Source organism: Paracoccus binzhouensis (genome assembly GCF_016446475.1).
Classification (GTDB): Bacteria; Pseudomonadota; Alphaproteobacteria; order Rhodobacterales; family Rhodobacteraceae; genus Paracoccus; species Paracoccus binzhouensis.
Genome location: NZ_JAEHFP010000105.1, coordinates 10,001 through 27,611 on the forward strand (window position 1 = coordinate 10,001; position 17,611 = coordinate 27,611).

The 17,611-nt window shown below is 62.7% G+C and carries 11 protein-coding genes, 1 tRNA gene, 2 rRNA genes and 1 pseudogene (1 of these 15 only partly in view); 12 read left to right on the forward strand and 3 right to left on the reverse strand.

Annotated features, from left to right (window positions below; translation table 11 throughout):
• The 4 genes from I9P22_RS18975 to I9P22_RS24975 all read left to right on the forward strand — a co-directional run.
• Positions 1–2,745, forward strand: a 23S ribosomal RNA gene (locus I9P22_RS18975); it begins 85 nt to the left of the window's first position.
• A 91-nt stretch (positions 2,746–2,836) separates the two neighbouring features.
• Positions 2,837–2,951 (forward strand): 5S ribosomal RNA (rrf, locus tag I9P22_RS18980).
• Positions 2,952–3,007: 56 nt separating this feature from the next.
• A tRNA-Met gene (locus tag I9P22_RS18985) sits at positions 3,008–3,084 on the forward strand.
• A 43-nt stretch (positions 3,085–3,127) separates the two neighbouring features.
• Positions 3,128–3,454 carry a hypothetical protein gene (locus I9P22_RS24975; protein ID WP_332909044.1) on the forward strand — a complete coding sequence of 109 codons (327 nt, stop codon included), beginning with the start codon at positions 3,128–3,130 and terminating at the stop codon, positions 3,452–3,454.
• Between the two features lie 201 nt (positions 3,455–3,655).
• On the opposite strand, the pseudogene I9P22_RS24980 reads toward I9P22_RS24975, so the two are convergent.
• A pseudogene (locus I9P22_RS24980) lies at positions 3,656–4,693 on the reverse strand (recombinase family protein); the annotation flags it as partial.
• Between the two features lie 446 nt (positions 4,694–5,139).
• Between I9P22_RS24980 and I9P22_RS18995 the strand changes: the two are divergent.
• The 5 genes from I9P22_RS18995 to I9P22_RS19015 all read left to right on the forward strand — a co-directional run bounded on the left by I9P22_RS18995 (position 5,140) and on the right by I9P22_RS19015 (position 10,896).
• Positions 5,140–5,439: a type II toxin-antitoxin system TacA family antitoxin gene (locus tag I9P22_RS18995; protein ID WP_039194720.1), complete on the forward strand. Its 300-nt coding sequence runs from the start codon at positions 5,140–5,142 to the stop codon at positions 5,437–5,439.
• Positions 5,440–5,443: 4 nt separating this feature from the next.
• Positions 5,444–5,953 (forward strand): GNAT family N-acetyltransferase, encoded by a 510-nt coding sequence (locus tag I9P22_RS19000; RefSeq protein WP_039194721.1) that lies wholly within the window; start codon positions 5,444–5,446, stop codon positions 5,951–5,953.
• Positions 5,954–6,019: 66 nt separating this feature from the next.
• Complete coding sequence (locus tag I9P22_RS19005) at positions 6,020–6,496, forward strand: thermonuclease family protein (RefSeq protein WP_039194723.1); 477 nt, start codon at positions 6,020–6,022, stop codon at positions 6,494–6,496.
• 229 nt (positions 6,497–6,725) lie between these two features.
• Positions 6,726–7,496, forward strand: a complete 771-nt coding sequence (locus tag I9P22_RS19010; RefSeq protein WP_050475055.1) for a Hachiman antiphage defense system protein HamA — start codon at positions 6,726–6,728, stop codon at positions 7,494–7,496.
• The gene (locus tag I9P22_RS19015) at positions 7,483–10,896 is read left to right on the forward strand and encodes a DEAD/DEAH box helicase (RefSeq protein ID WP_199261155.1); all 3,414 of its coding nucleotides are present in this window, start codon (positions 7,483–7,485) and stop codon (positions 10,894–10,896) included. The genes I9P22_RS19010 and I9P22_RS19015 overlap by 14 nt, the downstream gene beginning before the upstream one ends.
• A gap of 94 nt (positions 10,897–10,990) precedes the next feature.
• Here the strand turns inward: I9P22_RS19015 and I9P22_RS19020 are convergent, their stop codons facing one another.
• On the reverse strand, positions 10,991–11,353 hold the full coding sequence (locus I9P22_RS19020) for a hypothetical protein (RefSeq protein WP_039194905.1): 363 nt from the start codon (positions 11,351–11,353) through the stop codon (positions 10,991–10,993).
• Between the two features lie 20 nt (positions 11,354–11,373).
• Positions 11,374–12,063 carry an SOS response-associated peptidase gene (locus tag I9P22_RS19025; RefSeq protein ID WP_039194724.1) on the reverse strand — a complete coding sequence of 230 codons (690 nt, stop codon included), beginning with the start codon at positions 12,061–12,063 and terminating at the stop codon, positions 11,374–11,376.
• Between the two features lie 163 nt (positions 12,064–12,226).
• On the opposite strand from I9P22_RS19025, the gene I9P22_RS19030 reads away from it, so the two are divergent.
• The 3 genes from I9P22_RS19030 to I9P22_RS19040 all read left to right on the forward strand — a co-directional run.
• Positions 12,227–12,988 carry an ImuA family protein gene (locus tag I9P22_RS19030; RefSeq protein ID WP_039194725.1) on the forward strand — a complete coding sequence of 254 codons (762 nt, stop codon included), beginning with the start codon at positions 12,227–12,229 and terminating at the stop codon, positions 12,986–12,988.
• A complete protein-coding gene (locus I9P22_RS19035; RefSeq protein ID WP_039194726.1) occupies positions 12,903–14,426 on the forward strand; it encodes a Y-family DNA polymerase in 1,524 nt (507 codons plus the stop codon). Before I9P22_RS19030 ends, I9P22_RS19035 begins: the two co-directional genes overlap by 86 nt.
• The coding region (locus I9P22_RS19040; RefSeq protein WP_233253478.1) for an error-prone DNA polymerase at positions 14,423–17,611 on the forward strand (3,189 nt) is incomplete at its 3' end. The genes I9P22_RS19035 and I9P22_RS19040, both read left to right, overlap by 4 nt.

Sequence of the window (17,611 nt, forward strand, 5' to 3'; positions counted from 1 at the left end):
GCTGAGAATAAGCTTTGATCCATGGATCTCCGAATGGGGAAACCCACCTGAAACTCGATTGTTGTTACCCTTGGGTATCAACAGTTGGGTTAACCAGGTACTTATCACCTGAATACATAGGGTTTTAAGAGCGAACCCGGGGAACTGAAACATCTAAGTACCCGGAGGAAAGGAAATCAACAGATACTCCCCCAGTAGCGGCGAGCGAACGGGGACCAGCCGAGCCGTGAGAATGACCAGAATGGCCTGGAAAGGCCAGCCATAGCGGGTGACAGCCCCGTATGGGAAGTTTGATCGGACGTATCAAGTAGGGCGGGACACGTGAAATCCTGTCTGAAGATCGGGGGACCACCCTCGAAGGCTAAGTACTCCTTGCTGACCGATAGCGAACCAGTACCGTGAGGGAAAGGTGAAAAGCACCCCGACGAGGGGAGTGAAACAGTTTCTGAAACCGGACGCCTACAAGCAGTCGGAGGGGCCTTGCGCCCTGACGGCGTACCTTTTGTATAATGGGTCAACGACTTGGTCTGTCTGGCAAGCTTAAGCCGTTAGGTGTAGGCGCAGCGAAAGCGAGTCTTAAAAGGGCGACATAGTCAGACGGATCAGACCCGAAACCAGATGATCTAGGCATGAGCAGGCTGAAGGTTGGGTAACACCAACTGGAGGGCCGAACCCACACCTGTTGAAAAAGGTCGGGATGACTTGTGCCTAGGGGTGAAAGGCCAATCAAATCTGGAGATAGCTGGTTCTCCGCGAAAGCTATTTAGGTAGCGCGTCAGACGAATTCTCCCGGGGGTAGAGCACTGCATGGATGATGGGGGCCCACAGCCTTACTGAGTCTAAGCAAACTCCGAATACCGGGAAGAACTATCTGGCAGACACACGGCGGGTGCTAACGTCCGTCGTGGAGAGGGAAACAACCCTGACCAACAGCTAAGGCCCCCAATTCGTGGCTAAGTGGGAAAGCATGTGAGACTTCCAAAACAACCAGGAGGTTGGCTTAGAAGCAGCCATCCTTTAAAGATAGCGTAACAGCTCACTGGTCTAATCAAGAGGTCTTGCGGCGAAGATGTAACGGGGCTCAAGCCACGAGCCGAAGCTTTGGGTGCACCTTATGGTGCGCGGTAGCGGAGCGTTCCGTGATATAAGCTCTTGCCTCTTCTATCCTTCGGGATAGCGGAGGCGCGAGCTTTACTGTGAAGCCGGGCCGTAAGGCATCCGGTGGAGTGATCGGAAGCGAGAATGTTGACATGAGTAGCGACAAACAGGGTGAGAGACCCTGTCGCCGAAAGTCCAAGGGTTCCTGCTTAAAGCTAATCTGAGCAGGGTAAGCCGGCCCCTAAGGCGAGGCCGAAAGGCGTAGTCGATGGGAACCAGGTTAATATTCCTGGGCCAGGAGATGGTGACGGATCGCAGGTGTAGTTCCTCCTTATCGGATTGGAGGGGCTGCTGAGCGGTTCCTGGAAATAGCCCTCCATGAGACCGTACCCTAAACCGACACAGGTGGACTGGTAGAGAATACCAAGGCGCTTGAGAGAACCACATTTAAGGAACTCGGCAAAATACCTCCGTAAGTTCGCGAGAAGGAGGCCCCGTTGGTGCGCAAGCATCGGCGGGGGGCACAAACCAGGGGGTGGCGACTGTTTACTAAAAACACAGGGCTCTGCGAAGCCGCAAGGCGACGTATAGGGTCTGACGCCTGCCCGGTGCCGGAAGGTTAAAAGGAGAGGTGCAAGCCTTGAATTGAAGCCCCGGTAAACGGCGGCCGTAACTATAACGGTCCTAAGGTAGCGAAATTCCTTGTCGGGTAAGTTCCGACCTGCACGAATGGCGTAACGACTTCCCCGCTGTCTCAAATGTGGACTCAGCGAAATTGAATTGTCTGTGAAGATGCAGACTTCCCGCGGTTAGACGGAAAGACCCCATGCACCTTTACTATAGCTTCGCACTGGCATCAGGATTGCGATGTGCAGGATAGGTGGTAGGCATCGAAGCAGTGACGCCAGTCGCTGTGGAGCCATCCTTGAGATACCACCCTTCGCACTCTTGATGTCTAACCGCGGCCCGTTATCCGGGTCCGGGACCCTGCGTGGTGGGTAGTTTGACTGGGGCGGTCGCCTCCCAAAGAGTAACGGAGGCGCGCGAAGGTTGGCTCAGAGCGGTCGGAAATCGCTCGTTGAGTGCAATGGCAGAAGCCAGCCTGACTGCAAGACTGACAAGTCGAGCAGAGACGAAAGTCGGCCATAGTGATCCGGTGGTCCCGAGTGGAAGGGCCATCGCTCAACGGATAAAAGGTACGCTGGGGATAACAGGCTGATGATGCCCAAGAGTCCATATCGACGGCATCGTTTGGCACCTCGATGTCGGCTCATCTCATCCTGGGGCTGGAGCAGGTCCCAAGGGTATGGCTGTTCGCCATTTAAAGAGGTACGTGAGCTGGGTTTAGAACGTCGTGAGACAGTTCGGTCCCTATCTGCCGTGGGTGTAGGATACTTGAGAGGAGTTGCCCCTAGTACGAGAGGACCGGGGTGAACGTTCCACTGGTGGACCAGTTGTCGTGCCAACGGCAGTGCTGGGTAGCTATGAACGGACAGGATAAACGCTGAAGGCATCTAAGCGTGAAGCCCCCCTCAAAACAAGGTATCCCTTGAGAGCCGTGGAAGACCACCACGTCGATAGGCCGGAGATGTAAGCGCAGCAATGCGTTCAGTTGACCGGTACTAATGGCTCGATTGGCTTGATTTGATCCGGAAGAAGACAGACCAGAGCTTCTTCCAAAAGCATCCTTGGACAACCCATCCCGCAAGGGATAACGCCGATCTCGCTCCTTTTCCGGTCTGGTGGACATAGCACGAGCAAAACACCCGATCCCATCCCGAACTCGGCCGTTAAGTGCCGTCGCGCCAATGGTACTGCGTCAAAAGACGTGGGAGAGTAGGTCACCGCCAGACCTGAAAAGAAGCGAGGCATGTCTCTCGAAAACGATCAACGACAGAAAACGCCCTGCCGCGGGGTAGAGCAGCCCGGTAGCTCGTCAGGCTCATAACCTGAAGGTCGTAGGTTCAAATCCTACCCCCGCAACCATCTTTACTTGCGACCCCGTAGCGCCCGCTGCGGGGTTTTTGCTTTGCGTGGAAATCGTAAGGATTCCAGCGAGATCGCCCTGAACGTCGATCTCCACCTTGCCGTCGACCGGCGTCAGCACGATCTGATCCACGAGCGAGCGCAGCGTGTCTGCGGCCTCGATCCGCTTCCCCTCGTCGTCGTCCTGCAGGGCGTCGTAAAGCTGTTGGACCCGCTTGCGGTATTGCAGTGCCATGCTTGGGTGCAGCAGCGGTGGCGGTTCGTCGGCTTCGGCCAGGAACAGTTCCAGTTCCTTCTTACGCTTCTCCAGCTTCACCATCTTCGCGTTGAGCGCGTCAGCGGCGCCACCCTTCAGAATCAGATTGAGTAGGGTCTCGAGTTCCCGATCGATCTTCGCAATCTCCGCCTCGGCCGACGCGATCTCGAAGCGGCCTTCCCTGCGCAGGCGGTTCATCTCCTGCGTGAAGACTTCGCAGAAATGCGCGAAGAGTTCGGGATCGACGAGTTTGGTACGCAGCGCGTTCAGCACACGCGCTTCCAGCTCGTCGCGGCGGATGTTGACCCGGTTGTCGCAGGTCCCCTTGTTGCGGGCCGTCGCACATCCGATCAGTGTCGCCGAGATCGCGGAATAGCCGCCACCACAGCAAGCGCATTTGGTCAGGCCGGAGAACAGATATTTGGGCCGGCGGCGATAGTTCATCGTTCGGACGTCGGCGACGCCGCTTTCGTCGCGTTCGGTGCGGTTCACGCGCTGCCTCGCCTTCACGGCGTTCCAGAGATCGTCGTCGAGGATGCGCAGCTCTGGCGTTTCCTGGATGACCCATTCCTCTTCCGGGTTGGGGCGGGCCTGCCGCTTGCCGGTGTTCGGATCCTTGACGAAGCGCTGCCGGTTCCAGACGATCTTGCCGATATACATCTCATTGTTGAGGATGCCATTGCCCCGTTTCGGGTTGCCGTTGATCGTGCTGAACCCCCAATCGCCGCCTGACGGAGCGGGAATGCCTTCCTTGTTCAGGGCGAAGGCGATGGTCTTGGCCGACTTGCCGGCGGCGTAGTCGCGGAAGATGCGGCGGACCACCTCGGCCTGGAACTCGTTGATGGTGCGATCGCCGCGGATCGGCTCGCCGTTCGCATCGAGTTTCTTGACCACATCGTAGCCATAGGCATTGCCACCACCCGATTTGCCCGCCTCGACGCGGCCGCGCTGCCCGCGGCGGGTCTTGTCGGCCAGATCCTTCAGGAACAGCGCATTCATCGTGCCCTTGAGACCGACATGCAGATGCGTCACCTCGCCTTCCGACAGGGTGAACATCTTCACGTCGGCATAGGACATGCGCTTGAAGATGCCCGCGATGTCTTCCTGATCGCGGGAGAGGCGGTCCATCGCTTCGGCCAGGATCAGGTCGAAACGGCCGCCCATTGCGTCGGCCATGAGCGCCTGAATGCCTGGGCGGATCAGCGAGGCGCCGGAGATCGCGTGGTCCGAATACTCCTCGACGATATGCCAGCCCTGCTTCTCGGCATGGAGACGGCACATACGGAACTGGTCGGCGATGGAGGCGTCGCGTTGATTGTCGGAAGAATAGCGGGCGTAGATCGCGACTTTCAAAACCTGGCTCCCGTCCGTATCAGGAGGAGCGCTTCCTCCTTTGCCGTGACATCTTCACTTCCTCTGCATAGCACTCCTGCGCCGCCTGCCTCGCCAGGATGACAGCAAGGATTCGAGCAGCGCTTCGCGCTCTCCTCCTGTCATCTTTGCCGGGTTTCCTGGGGCTCGCAAGGTCATAGCTTGCAGCATTCGCCCCGAGGGAAGCATAAGCAACGGAAATTGAAGGCGAATATTCGGCGGCGATTGGCGCGGGCAATCGTGCTATCGCGTGGCCAAGCGCAGCCGGGCGTGCCTTTGCGTAGCAAAATAACCTATCGGAATCCCTCGCTGACCCGGTCATCATTGGCCTCGTCGCCTCTCCTCGTGAGGTCATTGACTGTTGACGCAACCCTAGCGTATTGTAATTCGCGATACAAGGCGCTATATACCGACCAAGGAGATTCGCCATGGCCACGACCGCCGAACGCAAGGAATATCCGATCTCGATGCGCCTGCCCGAGGCGGATGTCGCAATGATCGATCGCGCAGCGAGCCTGCGCGGCCGCTCGCGCACCGATTTCGTGCGCGACGCCGCAGTGCGCGCGGCCGAGGAGGTCGTCATGGAGCAGGGGCTGATCCGGATGAGTCCAGAGGGCTTCGCTGAGTTCATGGATGTGCTGGCGCGTCCGGCCGCTCCCGTTCCGGAGATGGTCGAAGTTCTGAAACGGCCCGCGCCGTGGGAGCCCGGCTACGTGGCGAAGCGGTAAGCCATTGCAACTGTCAGGCCCCGAACCGCTTACCGCCGCTCACGATGTGTCTGATTTCTCCTGTGGCAAGCCCACGCTTGACCACTGGCTGAAGACGCGCGCCCTCTCCAATCAGCAGAAGGGCTTCACCGCCGTCCTTGTCGTGCACGAGGCCGGACGCGTGGTCGGTTACTATGGCCTGGCGCCGACCGCCGTTGTGCCATCGGTGCTGCCGCGTTCGATCCGGACGGGGCAGCCACCCAATCCGGTCCCGTGCATGCTACTCGGCCAGCTCGCGACCGATACGGGTTGGGCAGGGCTGGGCATCGGGACCGGTCTTGTGAAGCACGCCCTCCAGCGCTGCGTTCAGGCCGCTTCGCTGATCGGCGGACGGGCCTTGTTGGTCAATGCCGTCGATGGTGAAGCCGCCGAATTCTGGAGGCGGCGCGGCTTTGAGCCGTCCAGGGATGATCCCCTGGTTCTGCTCCGATCGATCAACGACATCGCGGCCTCGCTCGGTGAGGCTGGAGGTTGAATGCTTGGCTGGCCTCACCCCAGCGATCCGCCCGTTCACTCAGATTGCAGTAGACCAGATCTGCCCATGCAAATTCGTCTCCCCCCATTGTCCACATTCCGCTGGCAGATGTTCGTGCTTTCCCTCGCTCTATCTTGGGCGGTCGGCGGCCTGCCGGAACCTGCCCAGGCTCAGCCTCGGCCGCAGATTGCGAAGTGCGTTCCCGGTCAGGCGCGCACCGCTGACGAATATTGTCTCGTCGACGGTGACACGATCTGGATTGACGGGGAAAAGCTGCGCATGGAGGGATATGACACCCCGGAACCGCAAACCCACATCTGCGGTGGCGAGGCCGAAGTCGCGCTGGCACACCGAGCCAGCGACCGGGTGATCGAGCTGCTGAACTCGCATAACTGGACTGTCGAATATGGAGAGCGGGATAACACCGGCACGCGGACGCTCGTGACGATCAGAATCGGTGGTCGCGACATCGGCGACATCCTGATCGAAGAAGGGCTGGCTCGCTCCTGGCCTGACGGCGATGAATGGTGGTGCAGCCGGTAGGTGCGGCAATGCGAACCGCGCGTGGAGCGGCGAGGTGAGATGCCAGTTATGCTGACAATGCGCCTTGTTGCTGCGTACGCGCAGTTTCCAACCTCGCAGGTGCAACATCCGGAGGCACGCACGGAACATCAGCCATTCGGCGCGTCACCTCCGAAGTTGATGGCTACGGTAAGAAGCTACATGTTCGTGGTTGCTTTCTTCAGTCATCAGGGCCTGATAACAAATATTTATGATTGAAGACTGGCTGAACATCGAGGAGGCGGAGCACGGCGAAAGAAAGCGCCTCTTTGTGCTTGGCGAGAGAGGTGGCGGTAGAGTCGCAGTCCAGGCGGACCTCATGGAGCGTGTCCGCGCTCACTACGACGATCCGCGGCACATTGCCGACGACATTGCCGAGCTGGGATTCCCCGGCGCTGCTGCCATTCTTCGCGAGCGCTTGCCGACCGACGCCAGAACGCGGTCCGGCGAAGTAGGCGAGATATTGGCTACGGAGTTTGTGGAGCACCAGACTGGATTCCGGATCCCCGTTCGCCGCCTGCGCTACAAGGACGGTCGCGAAATGGCCCTGCGCGGCGATGATTTCCTCGGCATCGAGGAGGTAGATGGACGCCTTGCCTATCTGAAGGGCGAGGCCAAGAGCGGTCAGGCGATGGCCGCAGGTGTGATAAACGCCGCTCGTGCCCGGCTCAATGACGACGATGGCCGTCCCACGCCGATCTCCCTACTGTTTGTAGCCGATAGGTTGCTGGAGGGGAGCGAAGAAGACGAGGCGCTAGGTCGCCAAATCCGCAATGCTGTCGGCAGAGGCACGATTCGGGCGCGTGATGTCACGCATGGGCTGTTCACGTTAACCGGCAACGACCGGCGCGCCGACCTCGAAGCCGATCTTGCAGGTGCTGGCGGTGACCACGGCCATATCTCGGTGAACCTCCGCATAAACGACCACCAGGAGTTCATCGCCTGGATTTATGAAGAGGCCGAGAGCCTTGGAAACGATTGAGGAGCTTCAGGAATTTATCGAAGTGATGGCGCAGCCGACGGTACGCGGTCGGCTTCAAGCACGGGGTGACGCGCGGGCGATCATTAGGAGGGCCGGCCAACTTCCCGAGGGTGCTCCGGCTTTCGCGGTGAGTCTCGACACCGATTTGTCCGAGTATGGATTCTCTTTGCTCCGTGCATCGCTCGCCCTGCGGGAGCGGGGCGAGGGCGACCCAGCAATATGGCGCGAGGGCTTTCTCAAGGCTGGCAATGCCTTCGAGGCCCTTGTCCGCAACGGGTCACCGGAACTCTCCCAGCGTGGCTTCTGGCGTGTGATGGGCGCGGCCTCGTACCATCTCGCGGGGTACGCAGCGATGGCGTTCTCGCTGATGTCTCAGGCCGAAGAAGAAGCGAATCTTGCGCCCGCAGAACGCGTGATCGTACGGCTACTCCTTAGTGATCTCGGGACTCTGCGTGACGAGGCGCGATCCTGGCTGCGCAATCCTGAATACGGCGACGATGCTCTCCAAGCTGCTCTCGAGGTCGGCGATCAGGAGATCGACGACATCTTGTCGATCATGCTGACTACGGCGGTCTTCAGAGCTTTCGCGTTCTTCGAATTCGCGTTGCTCACCGGCGATACCGCTATGCACGACGGAGCGCTATCAATACTCCGGCGCGCTCTGAGAGTGGCCAGCAATGTCGGTGCGGTATCCCATTGGTGGATCATCCGCGTAGCCCGAAATTTAATTGACGATCTCTGGGGCAATAGCCTCCACCATGTGCTGCCTCAAATCGGGCCAGCCGGCACGGATGGTTATGCCGCGCTGCGGGAGATGTTTCTTGCGTCGCTTTATGCGCGCAAGACGGCCGAGGTTGAGCTCTGGCCTTCGCAGATCGGCGCGGCGCGCCGCGCAACCGATTTGACTGATGATCTCGTGGTGGCTCTGCCGACGAGTGCTGGAAAGACCCGCGTCGCGGAAATCTGCACCCTCATGTCGCTCAGTGCAGAGAAGCGGGTGTTGCTCGTGACGCCGCTGCGGGCACTGTCGGCGCAGACCGAGCGGTCCTTTCGCAAGACGTTCGGTCCTCTCGGATTTTCGGTGTCCTCGCTCTACGGTGCGAGCGGCGCAATGCCGGGAGACCAGGACGCACTGCGCTCGCACGACATCGTTATTGCGACGCCGGAAAAGCTGGACTTCGCGCTAAGAAGCAATCCGCAATTGCTGGATGATATCGGATTGATCGTTCTGGATGAGGGACATCTGATAGGGCCGAGCGAGCGCGAGCTCCGCTACGAAATTCTCGTGCAAAGGCTTCTGCGCCGCGCGGACGCGGTCGACCGGCGTATCGTCTGCCTGTCGGCGATCCTGCCCGATGGCGAACAACTCGAAGATCTGACGGCGTGGGTGCGTAGCGATGCCGAGGGCGAAGCGGTGAAATCAAGCTGGCGGCCGACCCGTCAGCGTTTCGGAACGCTGGCGTGGGGCGGACAGGGAGCGCGCCTGACATTCGATCTTGATGATGACGGACCCTTCATCCAGAACTTTGTCACGGAGCAGCCTCCCATCGCTCCGCGTCGAACGCCGTTTCCCAGAGACAATCCCGAGTTGACCATTGCTGCGGCATGGCAGTTTGCCGATGAGGGCAAGCGCACATTGGTATTCTGTACGCAGCGGGATCATGTCGAGAGCTACGCAACGCGCATTGTCGACCTCGCCCGGCGTGGCTTCATCGCTCCACTTCTTGCTGACGAAGGCGCAATAGAGAGGGCGAAATCGGTTGGGGCTGAATGGCTAGGTGCAGAGCATCCGGCCGTCCGCTGCCTTGAACTGGGCGTGGCCATTCATCACGCGCGTTTACCTAACCCTTTCCTTCGCGAGGTCGAACGCCTGCTAAACGAAGGCGTTCTAACTGTGACTATCGCATCGCCGACCCTCGCCCAGGGGCTTAATCTCAACGCAGCGGTCCTGCTTGTGCCGACCCTGTATCGCGCGGGAACTCCCCTCACCGGCGAGGAATTTGCGAACGTCGCGGGGCGCGCCGGACGCGCCTTCGTCGATCTCGAAGGGCTTGTGATCCACGTAATGTTCGAACCGCTGCGTTGGCGCAGGCAGGCATGGCGCGAGCTTGTGAACGCATCAAGGGCCCGGACGCTTGAGAGCGGGCTTATTCAGATCGCCAGCGAAATTCTCAATCGTCTGGCGCGCAGCGGGACGCTAAGTCGAGACGACGCCTTTGAGTATCTCGCCAACAACCGAGATGCCTGGAACATCCATGTCGACGAGGAAGACGACGAGCCTTTCGAGCTTCTGCTAGAGAAACTCGATCACGCGATCCTTGGTCTTGTCGAAGCGCTGGATGCTGATGATGCGGACTTGCCGCGGCTCATCGACGAGTCGCTGAACGGTTCGCTTTGGGCGCGGCAGCTTGCCCGCCGTGGCGATGACCTGCGTGAGCGCCAGCTTGAATTGTTCAGGGCGCGCTCGGGGCTGATCTGGTCGCAGACGAACGCCGATCAAAGGCGCGGTCATTTTGCGATGGGTGTTGGGCTTGAGTCCGGATTGACACTCGACGCGATGGCCGACGAGCTCGCCGTGTTGCTCGACCAAGCCGACGAGGCAGCGTTGCCCGGCGATAGCGAGGTGCTCGTTGCATCGCTTACCACGCTTGCGGAGCGCTTACTCGCTATCCGCCCCTTTGTTCCTGACGATCCTCTGCCGGGCAATTGGCGCGAGATCCTGGCCGCGTGGGTTTCCGGAACGCCAGTGCACGAGATCGGGCCGGACAACATGCGTTTCATCGAGGACGTATTTACGTATCGGCTCGTCTGGGCGCTGGAGGCACTTCGTACCCGAAGGGTTGCGCTTGGCTGGCAACCCGAGATCATTGCCGGCACAGCCTCTGCCTGTCTTGAGGCCGGGCTGCCGCGCTACACGATGGCGATGCTTGTGCGCGCCGGACTTCCTTCAAGAGCCGCGGCCCTCGCCGCAATTAATGATCAGGATCCGATTTTCATCGATAACGATGGTCTCGTTGTCTGGCTCGAAACCAATGAAGTTGTCGCGATGACAGATGCCGGAGACTGGCCAACGCCAGCGACCAACGACATTTGGAAAGCATTCAGGGCCGAGATGCTGAACCGCATCAGCCAGCGTTGGACCTCGCGCGACTGGCGTATAAATATCGAACCGGCGACGCGGCAGATCGTTCCGGTTCCGGCCAGTCCATATCGGGTCGAGGTCGACGAAACAGACAATGCCGTGTGGGTTCTTACGCCTGACTTCAAAGTGGTAGCCATGCTTGGGCAAAGTATGGTTGACGCCGCTCCAAGTGTGCTGACTGCTCGCTTTGATGAAGGCAGCCCTCAGGCGATCATTCGCCGGCATGGTCGCTCCCACGCGTCTTGGTCTGAGCCCTAAGCGCGCGAATGCTTCAAGGATTACGGAGGGCCGCTTTGGGAAATCGCGCTGCGGCTATCACCTCAGCCGTCCCACCGACAGTCCGTACGATCGGCTAGCTGGGCCTTCCCGCGAGGCGCTCGTCGATGACCGGCTCGTCCCAGTGGCGCGCAACATCGAGCCACTTGTCGATCAACGCCTGAAACTGCGGCTCGGCGAAGCAGGTCTGGAACGTGTAGAGCCGATTGACCACCTGGCGCATCAGGTCGCGCATCTCGTCATCGTCGAACCTCGACACGGTTCTCCAGGGAATGCGATTGCCGTCGGCGTCGATGACGAAGACATCGGAATAGTCGCCGGTCTTCGTGACCGGGACCGGGCCGGCATGCAGGTCCTCCAGCATGCTGTTGCGGACGCAGATCATCGCCATCGCCTTGGCGAGCGTCGCCGCTAACTGTTCTTCTTCCTTCCGGCCCATGTTCGTCCTCCGGATCATTGTCAGATGCCCGGCAACATGCCATCGGCGGCTGTATTGGCTGGCGTTTCCAGGATCACCAACCGATCATCGGGCAGCGGCCGCTGCAGCGTCTTGGCTTCGTTCCAGTCGGCGGTCAGCCAGGTCTCGACTTCTTCGTGGCTCGTCAGAATGACGGGCATGGCCTTCGGATGGATCGGCTTCACCACGCCATTGGCCTCGGTCGTCAGGAAGGCGAACAGTTGATGATCGCCCGGACGCGGGGTCCGGTTCGAGCCGCGGGTTCCGCGCCACGGCGTCCAGATTCCCGCGAAGAAGAACAGGGGCTGGGTCTCATCGAGGGCGAACCAGTGCAGCGGTTTGCGCTTCGTGACTGGATCGGGCTTTTGCCCATATTCGGAAAAGGCGGTGGCCGGGACCACGCAGCGATTCTCGAGCCCGAGCCATTTGCGCCAGTGAGGGCTGGCCGTGTTGCGGATATTGGTGACGCCGGTGTCCGGCGCGTCGCGGGATTTCAGATATTCGACGGGCGTGGGCATACCCCAGGTCAATGAGGCCAGTTCCCGCCCGCCGTCGGTGTTGCGCACCACCGGCGCCGGCCGGTCGGGATAGACGTCCATCGACGGTTCGAGATTGCCGATACTGTCATGGGTGGCTGCCACGAAATCCCGGATCGCCTGCTGATTGGTCGTAATGCGATAGAGATTGCACATCGCCCCGCCACTCTCCTTGCGAATACTTTACGTCACCATAGGGCATTGCACCCCGTCGATCACTTCCGGGATGGCCGAGATTGACTCTCGACCTGTGAGAGAACAAATAAAGAACATAGCAACGGAATCGACCAGTGCAAAGCCCCGGAGACGCCATCCTCATATGCCCAGCCGTGCCGACAGCCCAGCCATTGCCGACCTTCGGGCGCGCATCGCGCGGCTCGAAGGCGATGGCGCGCATCCGCACGAGGTGCTGCCCTTCGGGATCGCGCCGCTGGATCGCAAGCTGCCCGGTGGCGGGCTGGCGCTCGGATGCCTCCATGAAGTCGCCGGAGGCGGCAACGGGGCGGTGGATGGCGCGGCTGCGGCCTGTTTCACGGCCGGGATCGCCGCCCGCACCACCGGGCAGGTGCTCTGGTGCGTGGCGCTACAGGATCTCTTCGCACCGGGGCTGGAGCAGGCCGGACTGCCGCCCGGCCGGGTGATCTTCGTCGAAGCCGGAGACGACAAGGCCGTTCTGGCCTGTATGGAGGAAGGGCTGCGGCATGGCGGGCTGGGGGCGGTCGTGGGCGACGTCGCGCGCCTGCCGATGACCGCCTCGCGGCGGCTGCATCTGGCCGCGAAAGGCTCGGCGACGATCTGCATCGCGTTGCGCCGCTGGCGGCGACAGGCGGAGGCCAGCGATTTCGGGCAGCCGACGGCGGCGATGACCCGCTGGCGGATCTCGGCGCTGCCGTCCTCGTCCCTTCCAGTTCCCGGCGTCGGGCGGCCGCGCTGGCTGGTCGAGCTGATCCGGGCGCGGGCGGGCGAATGTCTCGATATCGAACTGGAGGCGTGCGATGGCTCGGGTCATCTCTGTCTTCCTGCCGAACTGGCCGACAGACCGGTTGCGGCGGAAGGCGGGCGACGCAGCGCCGCCCGGTGAGGCGCCGCTGGTCATCGCCGGAAGGGAGAAGAACCGCCGGGTGGTGACGGCGGCCGATCCGGCCGCGCGGGCGCTCGGCCTGCGCGCCGGAATGCCTGTCACCAAGGCCCAGGCGATGGTGCCCGGCCTCCACATCGAGCCCGCCGACCCGCGGGCCGACCTGGACAGCCTCGAACGCCTCGCGCTCTGGGTGCTGCAACGCTTCTCACCTATCGCCGCCGCCGACGCGCCGGACGGGATCGTCATCGACGCGACCGGCGCCGACCATCTGCATGGCGGTGAGGCGGCCATGCTGGAGGCGCTGACCGGGCGGCTTGTCATGTCCGGCGTCACCGCCCGCGCAGCCATCGCCGATAGCTGGGGCGCGGCCCATGCGCTGGCGCGCTACGCGGCCGATCCGCTGTTTGTCACTCCTCCCGGCGAAACCATCCCAGGACTCGCACCGCTGCCGCTGCAAGCCCTGCGCCTGCCACCCGCGATCGCGGCGGGGCTGAACGACCTCGGCTTTGTCCGCATCGGCGACCTGATCGGGCAGCCGCGCGCGCCTCTGACCCGGCGCTTCGGCCCGGAGCTCTGCCGGCGTCTCGATCAGGCCCTGGGCGAGATCGCCGAACCCATCGAACCGATCCGGCCCGAGGAGCTGGTCTCGGTTCGCCGCGTCTTCGCAGAGCCCATCGGCGCCGCCGAGACCATCGCGCGCTATATTCGCAAGCTGGTCATGGCGCTCTGCGAGGCGCTCGAGGGGCGGGGTCTTGGCGCGCGCCGTCTCGACCTGCTCTGCCACCGGGTCGACAACCGGATCGAGACGGTGCGCATCGGCCTGGCCATGCCGGTGCGGGATTCCGCGCGCCTGACCCGGCTTCTCTGCGACAGGATCGAGACCATCGCGCCGGGCTTCGGCATCGAGATCATGTCGCTGACCGCCACCCTTGCCGAACCCCTGCCTTTGCGGCAGGCGGCCAGCAGCCTGATCGAGGAGGGCGCGCCGGATCTGTCCGGCCTGATCGACACGCTGGCCAATCGGGTCGGCGCGCGGGCGGTCTATCGTTTCGCGCCGGTGGCGAGCGATGTGCCCGAGCGCTCGGTCCGTCGTCTGCCGGCACTCGCCGAGGATACGGGTGCGGGCTGGCCCGACCATTGGCCGCGCCCTTCGCGGCTGCTCTCCCGGCCGGAGCCGATCGAGACCATGGCGCTCCTGCCGGACCATCCGCCGAACTGGTTCTCCTGGAAGGGCGTGCGTCGCCGGGTCCGACGGGCCGACGGACCGGAGCGCATCTTCGGGGAATGGTGGAAGCGCGATGCCGAGCTGATCGCGGTGCGGGACTATTTCCGGGTCGAGGACGATGCCGGCGAACGCTTCTGGATCTTCCGCTCCGGCGATGGCGAGGATGCCGCCACCGGCTCGCATCGCTGGTTCCTGCACGGGATTTTCGGATGAGCGCGCCCGCCTACGCCGAATTGCAGGTGACGTCGAATTTCTCCTTCCTGCGCGGAGCCTCCGCGGCCGAGGAGCTGTTCGCTGCCGCCGCGGCGATGGGGATCGAGGCCATGGCCGTGACCGATCGCAACACGCTGGCCGGTATCGTGCGCGCCCATGAGGCGGCGAAGGAGGCGGGCGTGCGGCTGATCGTCGGCTGCCGCCTCGATCTCGTCTGCGGCATGTCGGCGCTGGTCTATCCGACCGACCGGGCGGCCTGGTCGCGGCTCTGCCGACTCCTGTCGCTGGGCAAGGGGCGGGCGGGCAAGGCGCGCTGTCATCTCGAATGGGACGATCTCACCGCCTATGGCGAAGGGCTGATCGCGGTCCTCGTGCCGGACCTTGCCGACGAGACCTGCGGTTTGCGCCTGAGGCGCCTGCGCGACTCTTTCGGCGATCGCGCCTATCTCGGCCTGACGCTGCGGCGGCGGCCCAATGACCAGATGCGCCTCTGGGAGCTGTCGACGCTCGCCGCGCGGATCGGCGTGCCCACCGTCGTGACCAATGACGTGCTCTTCCACGAACCCGGCCGCCGCATCCTGCAGGATGTCGTCACCGCGATCCGCCACAATGTCACCGTCGATGCGCTCGGCGCCCGGCGCGAGCGCCATGCCGACCGCTATCTGAAGCCGCCCGCCGAAATGCACCGGCTCTTCGCGCGCTGGCCCGAGGCTTTGGCCCGGACGCGTGAGATCGCGGATCGCTGCCGCTTCTCGCTCGACGAGCTGCGCTATCAATATCCCGAAGAGCGCGACGATCAGGCGCTGACCCCGCAGGAAACCCTGGAGCGGCTGACCTGGGAGGGCGCCGCACACCGCTATCCCGAGGGCGTGCCCGAGGAGGTGACCGCCGCGCTGGAGCATGAGCTGGCCCTGATCGGCAAGCTCGATTACGCGCCCTACTTCCTCACGGTGAACAGCATCGTCCGCTTCGCCCGGTCGCGCGGCATCCTCTGCCAGGGGCGCGGATCGGCGGCGAACTCGGCCGTCTGCTATGTGCTCGGCATCACCGCGATCGATCCCGGCCGCAACGATCTCCTGTTCGAGCGCTTCGTCTCCGAGGAGCGCCGCGAGCCGCCCGATATCGACGTGGATTTCGAGCATGAGCGGCGCGAGGAGGTGATCCAGTGGGTCTATGAGCATTACGGCCGCGAGCGCGCCGCTCTGACCGCCACCGTCATCCGCTATCGCTCCAAGGGCGCGCTGCGGGACGTGGGCAAGGCCCTGGGGCTTCCCGAAGACCTGATCCAGACGCTGTCCGGCCAGCTCTGGGGCGGGTCCGAGGCTGGTGTCACCGAGCAGCAGCTCCGCGATCTCAACCTCAATCCGGAGGATCGCCGGTTGCGCCTGACGCTCGAACTGGCCGCCCAGCTTCGCGGCGCGCCGCGGCATCTGTCGCAGCATCCGGGCGGTTTCGTGCTGACCCATGACCGGCTCGACGATCTCGTGCCCATCGAGCCCGCGGCGATGGAGGGGCGCCAGATCATCGAATGGGACAAGGACGATATCGACGCGCTGCGCTTCATGAAGGTCGATGTCCTGGCGCTCGGCATGCTGAGTTGCATGCGCCGGGGGCTGGACCTGTTGGCCGAGCACAAGGATATCCACCTCGATCTGGCGTCGATCCCGGCCGAGGATCCGCGCACCTATGCGATGATCCGCAAAGCCGATACGCTCGGCACCTTCCAGATCGAGAGCCGGGCGCAGATGTCGATGCTGCCGCGCTTGAAACCCCGGACCTATTACGACCTGGTGGTGCAGGTCGCGATCGTGCGGCCGGGGCCGATCCAGGGCGATATGGTTCATCCCTATCTGCGCCGGCGCGAGGGCCTGGAAGAGGTCGATTATCCCCGGCCCGAGCTGGAGAAGGTGCTGGGAAAGACGCTCGGCGTGCCGCTGTTCCAGGAACAGGCGATGCGCGTCGCCATCGAATGCGCGGGCTTTACCGCGGGCGAGGCCGATCTCCTGCGCAAGAGCATGGCGACCTTCAAACATACCGGCGGCGTCTCGAAGTTCCGCGACCGGCTGATCTCGGGGATGATCGCGCGCGGCTATGAGGAGCCGTTCGCGGCCCGGACCTTCCAGCAGCTCGAAGGCTTCGGCTCCTATGGTTTTCCCGAAAGCCATGCGGCGAGCTTCGCGCTGATCGCTTATGCCTCGGCCTGGCTCAAATGCTGGCACCCGGATGTCTTCTGCGCCGCGCTCCTCAACGCCCAGCCCATGGGCTTTTATGCGCCGGCCCAGATCGTGCGCGACGCCCGCGAGCATGGGGTGGAGGTCCGCCCGGTCTGCATCAATGCCTCCCGCTGGGATTGCACGCTGGAGCCGACCGGCGACGAAAGCCGTCTCGCGGTCCGTCTTGGACTGCGAATGGTCAAGGGCCTCGCCAATGCCCATGCCGCCGCCATCGTGGCGGCGCGGGGCGATGAGAATTTCACCTCGATCGCCGATCTCTGGCGGCGGGCCGGCGTTCCCGTCGCGGCGCTCGATCAGATCGCCGCGGCCGATGGATTCCGTCCGGCTTTCGGCCTCGCCCGGCGCGAGGCGCAATGGGCCATCAAGGGGCTGCGCGACGAGGAACTGCCGCTCTTCGCCGCCGCCTCGGACCGTGAGGGGCGGACCGTTCCGGAACTCGACGAGCCTGCGATCGCGCTGAGAGCGATGCCCGCCGGTCGCGAGGTGGTCGAGGATTACGGGCATATCGGCCTGTCGCTGCGCCGCCATCCGGTCTCCTTCCTGCGCGAGGACCTGGCGAAGCGCCGGATCGTCAGCTGCGCCGAGGCGATGGCGGCGCGCGACCGGCGCTGGCTGGAGGCGGCAGGGATCGTCCTGGTGCGCCAACGCCCCGGCTCGGCTAATGGCGTCATGTTCGTCACGCTCGAGGACGAGACCGGCATCGCCAATCTCGTCGTGTGGCAAAAGGTCTTCGAGCGCTATCGGCGGGTCATTCTCTCATCGAGCATGATCGCCGTGAGGGGCCGCGTTCAGCGCGAGGGCGAGGTCGTGCATCTTGTCGCCCATCGGATCGTCGATCTGTCGCGGGATCTGGCGAGTGTCGGTCGAGAATGCCCGCGACTACGCACAAACCGTCATTGCAACCCTTACCAAGGAGCAAGTGGCATGAGCGGGAAATACGGCTTCTCAGGC